General features: G+C 73.5%; 16 protein-coding genes. 7 read left to right on the forward strand and 9 right to left on the reverse strand.

Annotation, left to right across the window (positions count from 1 at the left end):
* Nucleotides 1–203: 203 nt before the first annotated feature.
* The 3 genes from ACIO3O_RS41400 to ACIO3O_RS41410 all read right to left on the reverse strand — a co-directional run bounded on the left by ACIO3O_RS41400 (nucleotide 204) and on the right by ACIO3O_RS41410 (nucleotide 4,024).
* Nucleotides 204–1,172, reverse strand: coding sequence for an ADP-ribosylglycohydrolase family protein (locus ACIO3O_RS41400; protein ID WP_401755755.1), 969 nt, complete (start codon nucleotides 1,170–1,172; stop codon nucleotides 204–206).
* Between the two features lie 23 nt (nucleotides 1,173–1,195).
* On the reverse strand, nucleotides 1,196–1,855 hold the full coding sequence (locus ACIO3O_RS41405; RefSeq protein WP_401755758.1) for a fasciclin domain-containing protein: 660 nt from the start codon (nucleotides 1,853–1,855) through the stop codon (nucleotides 1,196–1,198).
* A gap of 69 nt (nucleotides 1,856–1,924) precedes the next feature.
* Nucleotides 1,925–4,024: a molybdopterin-dependent oxidoreductase gene (locus ACIO3O_RS41410; RefSeq protein WP_401755761.1), complete on the reverse strand. Its 2,100-nt coding sequence runs from the start codon at nucleotides 4,022–4,024 to the stop codon at nucleotides 1,925–1,927.
* A gap of 131 nt (nucleotides 4,025–4,155) precedes the next feature.
* Between ACIO3O_RS41410 and ACIO3O_RS41415 the strand changes: the two genes are divergently transcribed.
* The 5 genes from ACIO3O_RS41415 to ACIO3O_RS41435 are packed head-to-tail and all read left to right on the forward strand — an operon-like array spanning nucleotide 4,156 to nucleotide 9,596.
* On the forward strand, nucleotides 4,156–5,469 hold the full coding sequence (locus ACIO3O_RS41415; protein WP_401755764.1) for an NAD(P)/FAD-dependent oxidoreductase: 1,314 nt from the start codon (nucleotides 4,156–4,158) through the stop codon (nucleotides 5,467–5,469).
* Nucleotides 5,469–6,227, forward strand: coding sequence for a DUF1365 domain-containing protein (locus ACIO3O_RS41420; protein WP_401755796.1), 759 nt, complete (start codon nucleotides 5,469–5,471; stop codon nucleotides 6,225–6,227). Before ACIO3O_RS41415 ends, ACIO3O_RS41420 begins: the two co-directional genes overlap by 1 nt.
* Nucleotides 6,224–7,513 (forward strand): class I SAM-dependent methyltransferase, encoded by a 1,290-nt coding sequence (locus tag ACIO3O_RS41425; RefSeq protein ID WP_401755767.1) that lies wholly within the window; start codon nucleotides 6,224–6,226, stop codon nucleotides 7,511–7,513. Before ACIO3O_RS41420 ends, ACIO3O_RS41425 begins: the two co-directional genes overlap by 4 nt.
* On the forward strand, nucleotides 7,510–8,793 hold the full coding sequence (locus ACIO3O_RS41430; protein ID WP_401755770.1) for a class I SAM-dependent methyltransferase: 1,284 nt from the start codon (nucleotides 7,510–7,512) through the stop codon (nucleotides 8,791–8,793). Before ACIO3O_RS41425 ends, ACIO3O_RS41430 begins: the two co-directional genes overlap by 4 nt.
* The gene (locus ACIO3O_RS41435) at nucleotides 8,790–9,596 is read left to right on the forward strand and encodes a DUF1295 domain-containing protein (protein WP_401755773.1); all 807 of its coding nucleotides are present in this window, start codon (nucleotides 8,790–8,792) and stop codon (nucleotides 9,594–9,596) included. Before ACIO3O_RS41430 ends, ACIO3O_RS41435 begins: the two co-directional genes overlap by 4 nt.
* A gap of 54 nt (nucleotides 9,597–9,650) precedes the next feature.
* On the opposite strand, the gene ACIO3O_RS41440 is transcribed toward ACIO3O_RS41435, so the two are convergent.
* On the reverse strand, nucleotides 9,651–10,328 hold the full coding sequence (locus ACIO3O_RS41440; RefSeq protein WP_401755776.1) for a response regulator transcription factor: 678 nt from the start codon (nucleotides 10,326–10,328) through the stop codon (nucleotides 9,651–9,653).
* 114 nt (nucleotides 10,329–10,442) lie between these two features.
* On the opposite strand from ACIO3O_RS41440, the gene ACIO3O_RS41445 reads away from it, so the two are divergent.
* The gene (locus ACIO3O_RS41445; RefSeq protein WP_401755779.1) at nucleotides 10,443–11,126 is read left to right on the forward strand and encodes a M15 family metallopeptidase; all 684 of its coding nucleotides are present in this window, start codon (nucleotides 10,443–10,445) and stop codon (nucleotides 11,124–11,126) included.
* 159 nt (nucleotides 11,127–11,285) lie between these two features.
* Here the strand turns inward: ACIO3O_RS41445 and ACIO3O_RS41450 are convergent, their stop codons facing one another.
* From ACIO3O_RS41450 to ACIO3O_RS41470, 5 genes are all read right to left on the reverse strand, one after another.
* Nucleotides 11,286–12,665 (reverse strand): cryptochrome/photolyase family protein, encoded by a 1,380-nt coding sequence (locus ACIO3O_RS41450; protein ID WP_401755782.1) that lies wholly within the window; start codon nucleotides 12,663–12,665, stop codon nucleotides 11,286–11,288.
* Entirely contained in the window at nucleotides 12,662–13,408 is a 747-nt protein-coding gene (locus ACIO3O_RS41455; RefSeq protein WP_401755785.1) for an anti-sigma factor domain-containing protein, read from the reverse strand. The genes ACIO3O_RS41450 and ACIO3O_RS41455 overlap by 4 nt, the downstream gene beginning before the upstream one ends.
* On the reverse strand, nucleotides 13,405–13,992 hold the full coding sequence (locus ACIO3O_RS41460; RefSeq protein WP_401755787.1) for a sigma-70 family RNA polymerase sigma factor: 588 nt from the start codon (nucleotides 13,990–13,992) through the stop codon (nucleotides 13,405–13,407). The genes ACIO3O_RS41455 and ACIO3O_RS41460 overlap by 4 nt, the downstream gene beginning before the upstream one ends.
* 134 nt (nucleotides 13,993–14,126) lie before the next feature.
* Entirely contained in the window at nucleotides 14,127–14,585 is a 459-nt protein-coding gene (locus tag ACIO3O_RS41465) for an ABA4-like family protein (RefSeq protein ID WP_401755790.1), read from the reverse strand.
* Nucleotides 14,582–15,502, reverse strand: coding sequence for a hypothetical protein (locus ACIO3O_RS41470; RefSeq protein ID WP_401755799.1), 921 nt, complete (start codon nucleotides 15,500–15,502; stop codon nucleotides 14,582–14,584). Before ACIO3O_RS41470 ends, ACIO3O_RS41465 begins: the two co-directional genes overlap by 4 nt.
* A 169-nt stretch (nucleotides 15,503–15,671) precedes the next feature.
* On the opposite strand from ACIO3O_RS41470, the gene ACIO3O_RS41475 reads away from it, so the two are divergent.
* On the forward strand, nucleotides 15,672–16,310 hold the full coding sequence (locus ACIO3O_RS41475; RefSeq protein WP_401755793.1) for a MerR family transcriptional regulator: 639 nt from the start codon (nucleotides 15,672–15,674) through the stop codon (nucleotides 16,308–16,310).
* Nucleotides 16,311–16,622 lie beyond the last annotated feature (312 nt).

Below are 16,622 nucleotides of genomic sequence, written 5' to 3' on the forward strand. Positions count from 1 at the left end.
GCCTCCGGGGGCTCCGTGGGTCGTGGTCCCGGGCGGGCCCTGTGCGCGTCCCGGGCCCCGGCCCGTATCCCGGCGTCGGGTGCGTTCGGGCTTGCCGCGCCTGGGCAAGGGGCCCCAGCCCCGCCCCTTCACCTCAACCCGCGGGGCAATTGCACGGTTTGCGTGCGGATGATTCGTGGTTGCTCGCGCAGTTCCTCGCGCCCCTAGAGGGGCGCTTGCCAGAGGGAGAGGGCCAGGTGGTGGAGGTCGGGGAGGTGCAGGGGGGCGGTGGCGGAGCCGGGGAGGGGGACGTGGAGGGGGGTTGTCCAGCGGGGTGGGATGGCGGTGGGACCGTAGGCGGCGCCCGCGAGGGCGCCGGTGACGGCTGCCACCGTGTCCGTGTCGCCGCCCAGGTCGATGGCCTCGGCGAGGGCGTCCTCGAAGGTGGACGTCGTGCGCAGGGCCCAGAGGGCCGAGCCGAGGCAGGGCCAGACCGCGCCGTTGAACTCCGTGGCCAGGCCCGGGTGCCAGTCCGGGGCCAGGACCGTCGCCCAGCGGTCGCGGTGGTCAGGGTGGACCTCGGCGAGGGCGGCGGGTACGGCCTCCAGGATGGTGGCGGGGGTGGTGTCCTTCGAGGTCAGGGCCGTACGGATCAGGTCGTGGAAGATCGCCGTGCCCTCCCAGGCCGCCCGGTCGCCGTGCGTCAGGGCGGCGATACGGCGGGCCGCGTCCATGCTCGTACGACGCTCCGTGCGGGCGAAGTACACCGCCGAGGTGGCCGCGCGCATCAGGGAGCCGTTGCCCGCCGCGTACATGTTCACCTGGAAGTGGATCGCGGCGGCCAGGTCCCAGGGGTGGCCGTTGGTGAGGACGTCCTCGGTCTGGAGGCCGATGTCCTTGGGGTCGGACACCGCCCAGCGCTGGAAGCGGGCGAAGACGTCGGGCAGGTCGAGGCCGGAGCGGGCGAGGAGCGATTGGCCGACCAGGACGGCCATTTGGGTGTCGTCGGTGGCCTCGCCCGGGTCCCAGCCGCCACCGCCGCACATCTCGCCCGTACCGTCGCCGAACCGCGCACGGAACGCGCCCCCGAGCTGGAACTCGAAGGGCGCGCCCAGTGCGTCGCCGACCGCGGAGCCGACGATCGTGCCGATTGCCCTGCTCGCCCCGGGAGTTGAGTGGTCCTGGTAGTCCATGGGGCGAGCGTACGGGCGGGGGGTCAGGCCTTCGGCATCAGGACCGTGTCGACGATGTAGACCGTGGCGTTGGCGGTGGGGACGTTGCCGCAGACCACCGACGAGGCGTTGTTGACCTTGTAGGACTCGCCGGAGCCTGCCGTGGTCAGGGTGGACTTCTGGAGGGTCGGGTAGGTGCCCGCCTCCAGCTGCTTCGGGGCCAGCTTCTGGCCGACCACGTGGTAGGTGAGGATGCTGGTCAGCTTGGCCTTGTCGGCGAGGACCGCGTCCAGGTCGGCCTTGGGGAGCTTGGCGAAGGCGTCGTTGGTCGGGGCGAACACCGTGATGTTCTGGGCGTTGTTGAGGGTGTCGACCAGGCCCGCCTTCTTCACGGCGGTGACCAGGGTCGACAGGGCCGGGTTGTGCGACGCGGCGGTGGCCACCGGGTCCTTGGCCATGCCGTCGAAGCTGCCTGCGCCCTCCTTCGGGACGCCCGCACAGGCCGGGCCGAAGGGGCCGCTCATCGCGGTCGCGTCGGACGGGGTGGAGGCCATGCTGGCCTCCTTCGTGGGGGTCGCCTTGGAGCCTGCGGTGTCGGAGGACTTGCCGCCGTCCGAGCAGCCGGTCAGGGCGAGGGGCAGGAGCGCGGCCGCGGAGACGGCGAGGGCGGCGCGGCGGGCGAAGGCGGTGCGGGTGGTGCTCATGGCGTTCTCCTTGAGTGGTGCGTGAGTTGGGGGGTGTGGGTTGTGGGGTGTGGTTCGGGGGTGGGGGTGTCAGGTCACGGCGACCACCACCGAGTGCAGGCCCGTCGCGCCGTCGGGGACCGTCCCGACCCGGCGCTCCGTCTGGGTGTCGCCCTCGCGGTCCGTCGCGCGGACTTCGAGGGAGTGGTTTCCGGGAGCGGCCTGCCACGGCCAGCTCCACTGCCGCCAGGTGTCGCGGCCGTTCTCGGCGGCGAGCGAGGCGTCCTGCCAGGGGCCGCCGTCCACCCGGACCTCGACCCGGGCGATCCCCCGGTGCTGCGCCCACGCCACCCCGGCGACCATCACCCGGCCCGCCTTCGGCGAGGCGAACGGGCGCGGGGTGTCGATCCGCGACTGCGTCTTGATCGGCGCCTCGCGGGCCCAGTCGCGGCGCACCCAGTACGCGTCGAACGCGTCGAAGGTGGTGAGTTCGAGGTCGCGGAGCCATTTGCAGGCCGATACGTAGCCGTACAGACCGGGGACGAGCATCCGTACCGGGAAGCCGTGGTCGAAGGGGAGGGGCTCGCCGTTCATGCCGACGGCGAGGAGGGCGTCGCGGCCGTCCAGCACCGTCTCGACGGGTGAGCCGAGCGTCATGCCGTCGACCGAGCGGGCGACCAGCTGGTCGGCGGGGCCGCCCTGCGACGGCGGTCGCACCCCCGCCTCGCGCAGCAGGTCGGCGAGGCGGACGCCCAGCCAGCGGGCGTTGCCGACGTACGGGCCGCCGACCTGGTTGGAGACGCAGGTCAGGGTGATGTCGCGCTCGATCAGGGGGCGGCGGAGAAGGTCTTCGTAGGTGTACGTGAGGGACTTGGCGATGCCGAGGCCGTGCAGGGTGAGGCGCCAGCGGGCGGGGTCGGGGCGGGGCACCACCAGGGCGGTGTCGACGCGGTAGAAGTCGCGGTTGGGGGTGGTCAGGGGGCTCAGGCCGGGGACGCGGAGCTCGGCTCCTGCGGGGACCGGACGGGCCGGGTCGGCGGGGGAGGGGAGGGTGATGCGGCTGCGGGCCGCGGCGGCGTCGGCCTGGCGGCCGGAGTTCAGGTGGCGGCCGAGGAGGCCTGCGCCGGCCGATGCGGCGAGGGTGGTGGTGGCGGTGAGGACGAAGGCGCGCCGGTTGAAGGGGTGGGGGGTGGGCGGCTGCCCGGCCGGGGTGCTGCCTGCGGGGGTGTCGGGGGTGTCGGGGTGGTCGGTGGCACCGGTGCCTTCGGGAGCGTCGGTACGGCTCGGCTCCGAGGCGGCGGGCAGGGGCGGCGGCGAGGGCTGGGCGGCGTCGAGGGGTGCGGGCGGGCCAGGGGGGCGCGTCCGGTGCTGAGCCGTTCCGCCCGTGCCCGCCCGTTCCGCCCCTGGCGGAACCCGCGCCCACGGGCTGGCGGGATCGGGGTGGGCCGGGCCGGCGGCGTCGGGGTGGGCCGGAGCGGGGCCGGGTGTGGGGGTTCCGTGGGGGTGCATGTTGCGGGGTTGAGGGGTTTCGGGGTGAGTGGAGGCGGGGTCCGTGGAGTCCCGCGCCCGCTCGTGGGTGGCGGCGGCCGGGAGGTGTTCCTCCCACGTGCTCCCGGCCGCCTCGGACCGGGCCGGGGCCGAGTCCGGGGAGCCCACGTTCCCCGGGGTGGCGTCCGGTCCGGCCCAGGGCTCCGTGTCCGTCTCCTCAGCCGCGGGAGACGGGCGCGTGCCCGGCTTGGGGGCGGGTGTCCGTCCGGCGACCCGCTGTGAGGTGAGCAGGAGCAGCACCCCCGTGCCCGCCGCCCCGCCCAGCAGTGACGGCAGTGCGTCCAGGGGGAGGCCCTCCGGGCGGGACACCGCCGCCCAGGCGCCGAGGGCGCCGAAGGCGAAGACGAGCAGGGCCGCGATGCGGCGGTGGCGGGCCGACAGGAGCCCGACCGCCAGCGCGAACACCGCCAGCAGCGCCAGGATGCCCAGCTGGAGGACCAGCTTGTCGGCGGTGCCGAAGGTGCGGACCGCGAAGTCCTTCACCGCGGCGGGGGTGCGGTCCACGACCGCACCGCCCACCGCCGTCACCGGTCCGGCCTCGGGTCGTACCGCCGCGGCCGCCAGTTCGGCGGTGCACAGCGACGCGAAGGCGGCGATGAGACCGCCGGCCGCGTTTGCGATGGTGCGTGCTTTTCCGCTCACGCAAGAGGTTCGGGGCGGGAGGGGTGGCCGGATTGGTCGAAAGGTTCTCTTCATTCTTTCGGGGGGCGGACCAATCCACCGGGCCCTCGGCTACGAAGAAGGGGTGCGAGCCGTAGACAGGAGGAGGACTTATGTCAGGCGCTGGGGCGGGGTCACAGGGGTCACAGGGGTCAGCGTGGTCGGGGCGAGGGGTGCGGACCGCCGTGATCGGTGGCGGTGTCGCCGGACTCACCGCCGCACACGTCCTCTCCCGCGCGCACCACGTCACCCTGTACGACGCCGAGCCCCGCCTCGGCGGGCACGCCCACACCCACGACGTGCCGTCCGCCGACGGGCGCGTCCACCGGGTCGACTCCGGGTTCATCGTCCACAACAGGCGTACGTACCCGCATCTGCTGAGGCTCTTCGGGGAACTCGGGGTGGCGACCCAGGAGTCCGAGATGAGCATGTCCGTACGGTGCGAGGGCTGCGGTCTGGAGTACGCCGGAGCGCGCGGGCCGGGCGGTCTGTTCGCGCAGCCGCGCAACGCCGCCCGGCCCGCCTACCTGCGGATGCTCGCCGAAGTGCCGCTCTTCCACCGCCGGGCACGGCAGTTGATGGAGCAGGAGGGGCATGGAGGGCTGACGCTGGGGGAGTTCGTGCGGCGCGGGCGCTTCTCCGCGTACTTCGTCGCGCACTTCCTCACCCCGCTCGTCTCCGCCGTCTGGTCCTGCGACCCGGCCACCTCGCTGCGCTACCCGGCCCGCTACCTGTTCCGGTTCCTGGCCCACCACGGGATGCTGTCCGTCGGCGGCTCGCCCGCCTGGCGGACCGTCGTCGGCGGGTCGCGGGAGTACGTCGAACGGGCCGCCAAGCAGCTCCACGCCGTGCACACCGCCACCCCCGTACGGGCCCTGCGCCGCCACGCCGACGGCGTCGAGGTCACCGGCGAGGACGGCACCACCCTCCCGTACGACCGCGTCGTCGTCGCCGTCCACCCCGACCAGGCACTGCGGCTGCTCGCCGACGCCACCGAGGCCGAACGCCGAGTGCTCGGCGCGTTCCGCTACTCCCGCAACCCGACCCTCCTGCACACCGACACCCGCGTCCTGCCGCGCAGCCCGCGCGCCCGCGCGTCCTGGAACTACCTGATGCCCTCGTGCACCTCGGGCTCCGACCGGGTCCGCGTCAGTTACGACATGAACCGCCTCCAGCGCCTGGACTCCCCCGAGCGGTACGTCGTCACCCTCGGCGGCGAGGACCTCGTCGACCCGGAGCGCGTCGTGGCCCGCATGGTGTACGAACACCCCGTCTACACACCCGAATCCGTCGCCGCCCAGGCCGAGTTGCCCACCCTCAACACCCCCACCACCGTCTACGCCGGGGCGTACCACGGCTGGGGCTTCCACGAGGACGGCTGCCGCTCCGGCGTCGACGCGGCCGCCGCACTGGGGGTGGACTGGTGATACGCACCGGAGCCGCGACCCGGGCGGACGCCCCCGCCCTCTACCTGTGCACCGTCGCGCACGCCCGCACCGCCCCCCTGCGCCACACCGTCCGCCACCGCACCTACCTGTGGTACGTCGACCCCGACGCGCCGCCCCGACTGCCGCGCGCGGTGCGGTCGTTGGCCCGGTTCGACGCACGCGACCACTTCGGCGGCACCGCACCCACCATCCGCGCCGGACTGGAGTCCTTCCTCGCCGCCCGCGGCATCGACCTGGAGGGCGGCAGGGTCACCATGCTCGGCCACGCCCGCGTCCTCGGGTACGTCTTCAACCCGCTCACCCTGTACTGGTGCCACGGGCCCGGCGGCGAGCTGCAGTGCGTGGTCGCCGAGGTCCACAACACGTACGGCGAACGCCACTGCTACCTGTTGCGGACCGGCGGCGATGCCGGTCAACTTACCCGCGTGGCAAAGGAGTTCTACGTCTCGCCGTTCTTCCCGGTCGACGGCGACTACCGGATGCGGCTGCCCGAACCCGGCGAACGGCTGGGCGTGACCATCCAGTTGGAGCGCGACGGCGGCCGCCCCTTCACCGCGACCGTGCGCGGCGTCCGCAGGCCCGCCACCACGGGCGCACTGCTGCGCATTGCGGTCCGCCACCCCCTGTCCACCCTCGCGGTGTCCGCCGCGATCCGGGTGCACGGCGTCCTGCTGTTCCTGCGCGGGCTGCCGGTGCGGCCCCGTCCCCGTCATCAACCCCAGGAGGGTGTCCAATGAGCGTGTCCGTATCCCCGTCGGCCCGTCCCGCCGGAGCCGCCCCGCTTCCCGCGGTGGCCCACCCCGTGGACGCCGCCCGCTGGCCCGACGTCGCCCGGCTGCCGAAGGCGTCCGCGGCCCGCACCGCCGTCGCCCGGGGCATCGTGCGGCACGCGCTGGCCGGGCTGCCGCTGACGGTGAAGTTCCGGGGCGGGAAGACACTGGGCACCGGCGGGCCCGTGATGCGGGTGTACGACCCGGCCGCCCTGTACCGGCGGATCGGCGCGGGCGGCCTGATCGGCTTCGGCGAGGCGTACATGGCGGGCGAGTGGACGGCCGAGGACCTGGTCGGCGTGCTCACCGTACTCGCCGACAACGCGGCCACCCTGGTGCCGCCCGCCCTCCAACGCCTGCGCGGCGTCTGGGCGGTGAAGCAGCCGCAGGCCCGCCGCAACACCGTCGAGAACACCCGCGACAACATCAGCCACCACTACGACCTCTCCAACGACCTCTTCTCCCTCTTCCTCGACGACACCCTCACCTACTCCTCCGCCGTCTTCCGCACCTTCCCCGCCACCCACGAGCTGCTGCCGGCCGCCCAGCACCGCAAGATCGACCGCCTCCTCGACCTGGCCGAGGTGAAGGACGGCAGCGAGGTCCTCGAAATCGGCACCGGGTGGGGCGAGTTGGCGATCCGGGCGGCTGCGCGCGGCGCCCGCGTCACCACCGTCACCCTCTCCGTCGAGCAGCGCGAGCTGGCCCTGCGGCGCATCGCGGACGCCGGGTTCGCCGACCGGGTCACCGTCCTGCTGCGCGACTACCGCAAGGTCGAGGGCACCTACGACGCCGTCGTCAGCGTCGAGATGATCGAGGCCGTCGGCGAGGAGTTCTGGCCCGCCTACTTCGCCACCCTGGAGCGCCGTCTCGCCCCCGGCGGGAAGATCGCGCTCCAGGCGATCACCATGCCCGACGACCGGCTGCGGGCCAGCAGCACGACGTACACCTGGATCCAGAAGTACGTCTTCCCGGGCGGCCTGATCCCCTCGGTGGAGGCCGTCGAGCGCACCACCGCCGCGCACACCGGGCTCACCGTCACCCGCGACGACGGCTTCGGCGTGCACTACGCGGAGACGCTGCGGCTGTGGCGGGCCCGCTTCGAGGCCCGCGCGGACGAGGTGGAGGCCCTCGGCTTCGACACCACGTTCCGCCGCATGTGGTCGTTCTACCTCGCCTACTCGGAGGCCGGGTTCCGCTCCGGATACCTCGACGTACGGCAGTTGCAGCTCACCGGAAAGGGCACCCGATGAAGGGCACAGGAGTCGCCGGACGGCTCGCCGACGAGGCGCAGCACCTGCTTGGCGGGCCGCTCCCGCTGCGGCTGCGCGCCTGGGACGGCAGCGAGGCCGGACCGCAGGGGGACGGTCCTGTGGTGGTCCTCAGGTCGCGGCGGGCGCTGCGCCACCTGCTGTGGCAGCCCGGCGAACTCGGGCTCGCCCGCGCCTACGTCACCGGCGCCCTCGACGTGGACGGCGACCTCGCGGACGGCCTCGGCCGGATCTGGGAGGCCTTCCGCGCCCAACGGCTGCGGCCGCCGAGGCTGAGCGTCACAGACCGGGCGCGGGCCGCCCGTACGGCACTGCGGATCGGTGCGGTCGGACCCCGGCCGCCCGTGCCCCGGTCGGAGGCCCGGCTCGGCGGCACCCTGCACAGCAAGAGCCGCGACCGGGCCGCCATCAGCCACCACTACGACCTCTCCAACGCCTTCTACTCCCTGCTCCTCGACGAGACGATGGCGTACTCCTGCGGCTACTGGACCAGCACCGAGGACGGCTATGGGGCCGTCGACGCCCAGCGCGACAAACTGGAGCTGATCTGCCGCAAGCTGCGGCTGGAGCCCGGAGCCCGCCTGCTCGACGTCGGCTGCGGCTGGGGTTCGCTGACGCTGTACGCCGCCGAGAAACACGGGGTGCACGTCACCGCCGTCACCCTCGCCGCCGAACAGGCCGCGCACGTGCGCGAGCAGGTGGCCGCACGCGGGCTCGGCGACCGGGTGGAGGTGCGGTGCCGCCACTACCGGGACATCGCCGACGGGCACGGGACGTACGACGCGGTGGCGACCGTGGAGATGGGCGAACACGTCGGCGACGCCGAATACCCCGGATTCGCCCGGCAGTTGCACACGATGCTGCGCCCGCGCGGCAGGCTGCTCGTGCAGCAGATGTCGCGCGGCCGGGTCGCACCCGGGGGCGGTGCGTTCATCGAGTCGTACATCGCACCCGACATGCACATGCGGCCCCTCGGCGAGACCGTCACCCTCCTGGAGGGCGCGGGCCTCGAAGTGCGGCACGTGCAGTCGCTGCGCGAGCACTACGTCCGCACGGTCGCAGCCTGGCACCGGACGCTGGAGGACCGCTGGCCGGACTTCGTCGCGCTGGTCGGCGAGGAGGTCGCACGGGTGTGGCGGCTGTACCTGGTCGGGGGCGCGCTGGCGTTCGCGGAGGGACGGATGGGCGTGGACCAGATCCTCGCGGTGCGGCAGGACGCGCACGGGCACAGCGGGGTCGACGAGGAGGAGCGGTACGCATGAACGGATTTCCGTGGGGCGACTGGGCGGCGGGACTCGGCTGGGCGGCGGGGGCGGCGCTCGCCGTGATGCTGGTGACGTTCGCGATCGCCGTACGGATCGGGCTGCACCGGGTGGTCGACGCGGCGTGGGGGGTGGGGTTCGCGGCGGTCGCGGCCGTCTCGTACGTCGTCTCCGGCGCTTCGGCCGGCGACGACGGGCGGCGGCTGGTGATCCTGGCCCTGACCTGTGTGTGGGGCCTGCGGCTCGCGCTGCACATCGCGTGGCGCGGCCGCGGGCACGGCGAGGACCCGCGCTACGAGAAGATGCTGAGCAAGGCCCCCGAGGGGCGGCGGAACCGGTACGCGTTCCGGATGGTGTACCTGCTCCAAGGGGCCCTGGTGTGGCTGGTGTCGCTGCCGGTGCAGGCGGGGATGTACGCGCCCGGGGCGATCGGGTGGGTCGGCTGGGCCGGATGTGCGCTGTGGGCCGTGGGCCTGTACTTCGAGGCGGTCGGCGACCGGCAGATGGCCCGGTTCAAGGCCGACCCCGCGAACAAGGGGAAGATCATGGACCGGGGCCTGTGGTCCCTGACCCGGCACCCCAACTACTTCGGCGACTTCTGCGTCTGGTGGGGCATCTTCCTTGTCGCGGCCGGGAGTTGGGGAGTGGCGGGGCTGACCGTGGTCGGGCCGCTGGTGATGAGCTACCTGCTGATCTGGGGGAGCGGGAAACGGCTGCTGGAGCGGAGCATGGCGCAGCGGCCGGGGTTTCGGGAGTACGCGGCGCGGACGAACGGGTTCTTCCCGTGGGCACCGAGGAAGTGATCACGGGCGGGGCGGTGGTCAGGGGGCGGGCGGCGATCAGGGGGCGGGCGGTGGTCAGGCGGCGGGGTCGACGCCCTCACCGAGCCGGTAGCCGACGCCGGGCACCGTGTGGATGGCCCACGGGCGGCCGAGCCGCTTGCGCAGGGTCGAGATGGTGATGCGTACGGCATTGGTGAACGGGTCGGCGTTCTCGTCCCACGCCTTCTCCAGCAGCAGCTCCGCGCTGACCACCCCGCCCCGGGCGGCCATCAGCACCTCCAGCACCGCGAACTGCTTGCGGGTGAGCGAGATGTAGCGGCCCGCCCGGAACACTTCCCGCCGGAACGGATCCAGCCGCAGGTCCCCGCACTCCAGCACCGGCGGCGTGCTCTCCTTGGGACGGCGCGCCAGCGAGCGCAGGCGTACGACCAGTTCCTTCAGGTCGAAGGGCTTGGTGAGGTAGTCGTCCGCGCCGAGCTCGAACCCGGTGACCTTCTCGTCCAGGTGCGCCGCCGCCGTCAGCATCAGCACCCGGCAGCCGAGACCGCGCGCCACGATCGTGCGGCACACGTCGTCGCCGTGCGTGCCGGGGATGTCGCGGTCCAGGACGACCACGTCGTACGTGTGCACGTCGAGGCGCTCCAGGGCCGTGTCGCCGTCGCCCGCGATGTCGGAGGCGATGGCCTCCAGGCGCAGCCCCGCCTGCACCGCCTCCGCGAGATACGGCTCGTCCTCGACAATCAGCACCCGCATCGGCGGCCTTTCCTCGGTCTGCGCGCTCCGGGCCATTCAACGACACCGGGCCTATCGAAAACGTATCGGGAATCCGAAACGTCCCGACAACACCGGCACGACTGCACTGACGACATGGAGGCATACGACGACGGATCGACGGAGGGCACCATGCGGGAAACCGGGCGGAGGGGGTCGGCGACGGGCTGGGCGGTGGCCGGCGGGCTGGCCCTGGTGGCGGCGCTGGGCGTGACCGGGGCGGTGGCCCTCACGGGAGGCTCCGGGGACGGTACGGGGGCGCGGGAGGAGGCGGTCGCGGCCCCGCCCCGGCGCACGGACCCCGGTGTCCCACCGGCGAATCCCGGCGCGCCCAACGGTGACGGCGCGGCGGACACGGGCGACGGGTCCATACCCTCGGCCCGCCAGCTCACCCCCTTCGACACCGGGCACGCCGCGCTGCGCCGACTGGACCCGGCGCTGCTGAAGGCGGTGCAGGCGGCGGCGAAGGACGCCAAGGAGGAGGGGGTCGACTTCTTCGTGACGTCGGGGTGGCGCAGCAGGGGGTACCAGCAGCGGCTGCTCGACGAGGGCGTGGAGAAGTACGGGAGCCTGGCGGAGGCACGGAAGTTCGTGGAGACGCCGGACGGGTCGCAGCATGTGACGGGGCGGGCGATCGACATCGGGTCGGCGGATGCGGATCGGTGGCTGATCAGGGAGGGGGCGCGGTACGGGCTGTGCCAGATCTATGCGAACGAGCTGTGGCACTTTGAGCTGAGGGAGGGGAAGTGCCCGGTGCTGCTGAGGGATGCGTCGCGGTAGGGCGCGGGGATGGCTGCCCGGAGGGCATGCCATCAGGGGCGCGGGGAACTGCGCGACCAGCCACGACGCACCTGCACAGGACCGAGACCACGACGCACCCGCACAGGACAGAGACCACCACGCCCCCGCACAGGACCGAGACCAAACCGCCCCGCACGTTCAGCCGCGGGCCGACTCGAAGCGGGCCCGGCCCTCCGCCAGGTCCACGATCGGGTCGGGATAGTCGAGGCGGGCCCGCCCCTCGAAGTGCCAGGGCTGGTGGACGGACGACCCCGGCACGGAGGCCAGTTCCGGCACCCACCTGCGGACGTAATCCCCGTGCGGGTCGAACCGCTTGGCCTGGGCGAGGGGGTTGAGGATGCGGTTGGGGCGGGTGTCGGTGCCCGTGCCCGCCGCCCACTGCCAGTTGAGCTGGTTGTTCGCCACGTCCCCGTCGACCAGGAGGGACAGGAAGTGCCGGGCGCCGACCCGCCAGTCCACGTACAGCGTCTTGGTCAGGAAGCTGGCGACCAGCAGACGCCCCCGGTTGTGCATCCACCCCTCGTGCGCGAGCTGCCGCATCGCCGCGTCGACGACCGGATAGCCGGTCAGCCCCGCCTTCCAGGCCTCGATCTCCCGGGCGTTCGCACGCCAGCGATCGTGCCGGTCGCGGTAGTCGCTCCACGCGGCCGCCGGTCGCGCGGCGAGGACCTGGTGGTGGAAGTCCCGCCAGGCCAACTGCCGTACGAACGCCTGCGCCCCCGCATCCCCCTTCTGCCGCGCCCGGTGCACCACCTCCACCGGCGAGAGCGCGCCGAAGTGCAAGAAGGGAGAGAGGCGGCTGGTGGCGTCGCCCGGCAGGTCGTCGTGGCGGTCCTCGTACGCCGCGACGTCCTGGGCCAGCCACCCGGAGAGCCGCTTGCGGCCCGCCCGCTCGCCGCCTTGGGCCAGCCCCGGCGAGGTGTCCCGCACCGCGTCCCGGGCGGGCAGCGGGTCGCCCGCCACCCACTCCGGCACCCGCACCACCCTGGGCGCTGCCAGCACCGCACGCGGCTCGGCCGCCTCCCACCTGCGGTGATACGGAGTGAACACGGCGAAGTGATCACGCCCGGAACCGGACGGCACCTCCGCCCCCGGCGGCAGCACCGTGACCACCGCGTCGTGGACGGTCAGCCCGCACCCCTGCCCGGCGAGCGCCTCGCGCAGCCGCTCCTCGCGACGCTGGGCGTATCCGCTGACCCCGCCCGCCACGTGCACCGCCACCGCGCCCGTCTCGGCGACCAGGCGGGCCACCTCGTCGACGACATCTCCGGTACGGATCACCAGGCGTCCCCCGCGTTCGCGCAGGGCGGCGTCCAGGTCGGCCAGGCAGTCGGCGAGGAAGGCCCGCCGGTTCGGCGCGGTGAAGCCGGTCCGCCGCACCCCGTCGTCCAGCACGAACAGCGGAACCACCTCGTCCGCCCCGCGCAGCGCCGCCCGCAGCACGGGCTGGTCGTGGATGCGCAGGTCGGAGGTGAACAGGGCGACGGCGACAGAAGCCTCGCGGGTGGTGCGGGTCATGCGGGGAACTCCATGAGGGCGACGGGGTCGGAGGTGGGTGCGGGCGAGCCGCCGGTCGGCTCCACGGTGATGCCCATGCCGGAGGCCTTGCCGACCGGGCCGTTGAGCAGGACCGCGCCGGTGGAGGCCGCCGGGTCCATCAGGCCCGCCGAGCGCATCGTCCCGGCGTCGTTGAACCAGAGCTGGTAGACCTTGCCCGCCGGGGGAGTGGGCATGCCGGAGGCCACGAACGCGGCCCGGTCGCGGCTGCGCGAGACGACCACCGTCGCCGAGGCCCCGGCCCCGACCCTGCCGGTGGACGCCTTCGCGTCCGGCGCGGCGAGGACCGCCGCCAGTGCCTCGGTCTGCTGCTGCGCGGCCTGTGCCTGCTGCTGGGCGTCCTGGGCCACCTGGTGCTGCCAGACGGCGATCCCGCCGAAGGCGGCCGCAGCGGCCAGGCACGCGGCGAGGGCGAAGCGGGTCGCGGCCCGCCCGTACCTTCCCCGCACCCGCCCCTGACGTACCGTCAACGGACCCTCCTGGCGCTCGGTGGTGATGCGGCGCAGCACCTCCGCCTTCATCCGCTCCGGCGGGTTCTCGGTCATCGCGCGACCCAACCGGGCGGCGGTGGCGGCGAGTTCGGCCACTTCCTGGGCGCAGGAGGGGCAGTCGGCCAGGTGGTGTTCGAAGGCGAGGCGCTCGTCCTCGGGGAGCGCGTGCAGCGCGTAGGCCCCGGTCAGCGTGTGCAGTTCGGCGGTGCTCATGCGCCCACTCCCAGGCAGTCGCGCAGCCGGATCAGTCCGTCGCGCATACGGGTCTTGACCGTCCCCAGGGGTACGGAGAGGAGTTCGGCGACCTCCCGGTAGGCGAGGCCGCGGTAGTACGCGAGGGTCACCGACTGGCGTTGCAGCTCGGTGAGGGTGCGCAGACAGCGGCGCACCTGCTCGCGCTCCAGCCGGGCCTCGACCTGCTCGGTCACCTCGTCGTACGCGGGGGTGCGGTCGAGCAGTGCGGCCCGCTGCTCGCGGTCGGCGGACGCCTGCGCGGACCGCACCCGGTCGACGGCGCGGCGGTGCGCGAGGGTGAGGACCCAGGTCATGCCGCTGCCCCGGGACGGCTGGTAGCGGGCGGCGGTGCGCCACACCTCCACCAGCACCTCCTGGGCGACCTCTTCGGACTGCGCCGGATCGCGCAGCACACTGCGCACCAGTCCCAGTACCGGCCCGCTGACCAGGTCGTACACCCGGCCGAAGGCCTCCTGGTCGCCCCTGGCCACCCGGCCGATGAGCTCCTGGAGCCCGTCGGGCCCCGGGGCGGGCGTCCCTTGGACGTGGACGGCTTCTTTCACGCGGGTTTCCTTCGCTGGCGGCGGGGCGGGCGGTCGGCTCCCCACGGTCCCACCGGATATTCGGAGACCGGGGACCCGCGGATTGGTGTCGCCGTCCGGGTTTCTCACCCGCCTGCCCCGAAGGGCCTTCCGTACTAGGCGGAGATACGGACCGCTTCCGGCCGGTCCTTGGCCGTACGGGCCGAGTGGACCGCCCGGACGGCGAGCAGGACAAGCACTCCGAAGGGCGACAGCAGGACGGTGAGGACCAGCAACGGGCCCGTCACCAGCGGGTGCAGCCCCATCCGCCGCGCCTGAAGGAACATCCACTGCCCGATCAAGAGGTCCCAGGCGATGACCTGCGCCCAGATCGCCCCGGCGCCGTTCGCCAGGACCGTCAGCTCGCGGAACCCGTCCAGGCTCGGGCCGCTCACGGCCGCCCACAGTTCCGGGAGGACCGGGACCGCCAGGCCCAGGTACACGGCGAGGATCGGCAGCACGGTGTACGGCGACCGCGCGATCCGCACGGTCCACGCCCAGCGCGGGGCGAAGACCATCAACAGCCAGACGGGGGCGGCCAGGTAGAAGCTGAGGTCGAAGAGGAAGCCGGTCATGCCGCGAGCTCCTTGTCGTGCCGGCCCGGCTGATCGGGCCGCTGACGGTGTACGGGCCGGGCGCGCAGCGCGAGCAGCACACCGGCGGCGGTCGCGGCCACCAGCACGCCCGCCGCGACGAGCGTCGTGGCGTCCGGGCTCACGAGCGCCTGCCCGCGCAGGGCCTGCCAGGTGACCAGGCCGAGGAGCGCCGCGTACGAGGCGGCGGCGACGGCGGTCAGCCGCAGCCGGACGACGGGGTCGGCGAGCCGGGCGACGCGCGGAGCCAGCGCGAGGAGCAACAGAGCCAGCAGTGGCAGCAGTTGCAGCGAGTGCATGCCGACGAAGTGCGGTATGCGCAGGTCGCCGCCGGTGGTGGCCCAGCCGGTCACCGGCATGGCCGGGCCGCCGTCGGCGACGCCGACCCCGTGCGCCCCGGCGGTGTCGGTGATCCCGGCCTTCAGCTGGGCATCGGTGGGCTGCGTCATCAGGAAGCCGAGCCCGGTCCCGGCGAGGGCGAGCACCGCACCCGCCTTCACGGCCAGGGAGGTCGCACGCTCCAGGATCTTCGCCCGCAGCAGGAGTACGGCTATCACCAGACTCCCCAGCCACAGCACCACCACGGTGAGGCCCATGGCGGCGAACACGGCGGCGTCGAAGCCGGTTTCGAGGTTGAAGTGGCTGCGCCTGCCGCGGGCGGCCTGCCCCGCTATCAGCACCATCTCGCCGAGACTCGCGACGGTGACGACCACGCCGGCCCACTTCCCGACCGTGGCCGCCCGCCCCTGGGGCAGCAGCGACAGCATCCAGGCCAGCGAAAGACCGTACGCGGCGAACGACACGGAGAACTTGAACGGCTTGAACCAGACCGGCGAGCCGAGGACCGTGCGGTCGTCGACCACCAGCCCGATGCCGGTTAATACGGTGGAGGCGATCATCAGGATCGAGAAGACCACCAGAGGACGGTGCCAGGTACGCCAGGCGGCAGGCATGAGAGACCCCCAACAAGGAATGGATAGTGGCACTAACCGCTATCGGATAGCTAAACTATCCATCCGTGCCCGTGAGTTGGCAAGGCCCTTCCTCGGACCGAAAGGTGAACAGGCAGTGCGCATAGGCGAGTTGAGCCGCAGGACCGGGGTGTCGGTCCCCACGATCAAGTTCTACGTCCGTGAAGGGCTGCTCCCGGCAGGGGAGTTGACCAGCCCGAACCAGGCGTCGTACGGGGACGGCCACGAGCGGCGGCTGCGCCTGATCCGCTCGATGCTGGGCGTGGGCGGCCTGTCGCTGGCCCGGATCGCGGAGATCCTGGCGGTGGTGGACGACACGTCGCAGCCGGTGTTCAAGCTGATGGGGGAGGTGGCCGGGACGGTGGCGGCACCGACCCTGGTCGGCAGCGGCGAACCCTCGGACGCGGCCCGCGCGTCGGTGGCCGCGCTGGGGGAGCGCCGGGGCTGGTACGTCCCCCCGGGCCACCCCGACGGCGACGCTCTCGCCCGCACGCTGACGGAGGCGGAACGCCTGGGCCACGAGGACTTCGCGGTGGCGCTGGACGCGTACGCGGAGGCGGCGGAGAAGGTGGCGGAGGCGGACCTGTCGTACGTGCGGGGGCTGGGGGCGCGGGACGACGTGCTGGAGGGGGTGGTGATCGGGATGATGCTGGGCGACGCGATGTTCGGGTCGCTGAGGCGGATCGCGCAGGCGGAGGAGACGGGCCGCATCTACGGCCGCGGCGAACAGGGCTGACCGCCCCGTCACGGGCGCGGGGCTGTCTCGCTGCGCGGCACCGCCGCGCTGGGCGCCCCTTCAGGGGCGCGGGGAACTGCGCGACCAGCCACCCACGCACCCGCACGGAACCGTGCAATGGCCCCGCGGGTTTAGGTGAAGGGGCGGGGCTGGGGACCCCCTTGCCCCGGCGGGGCAGAGCTGCGCCTGTCCGGCACCGGGAGGCGGCCCGGGGCCCTGGCGGTGACGTGCACCCGGTGTCGGGGCTGGGCCAGGGGCGGCACCCGGGCGGGCCGGGAGCGGGAGGGGCCGCCCCCTTGCCCGCCCGTCCCG

The sequence above is a fragment of the Streptomyces sp. NPDC087440 genome, from assembly GCF_044744005.1.
GTDB lineage: Bacteria > Actinomycetota > Actinomycetes > Streptomycetales > Streptomycetaceae > Streptomyces.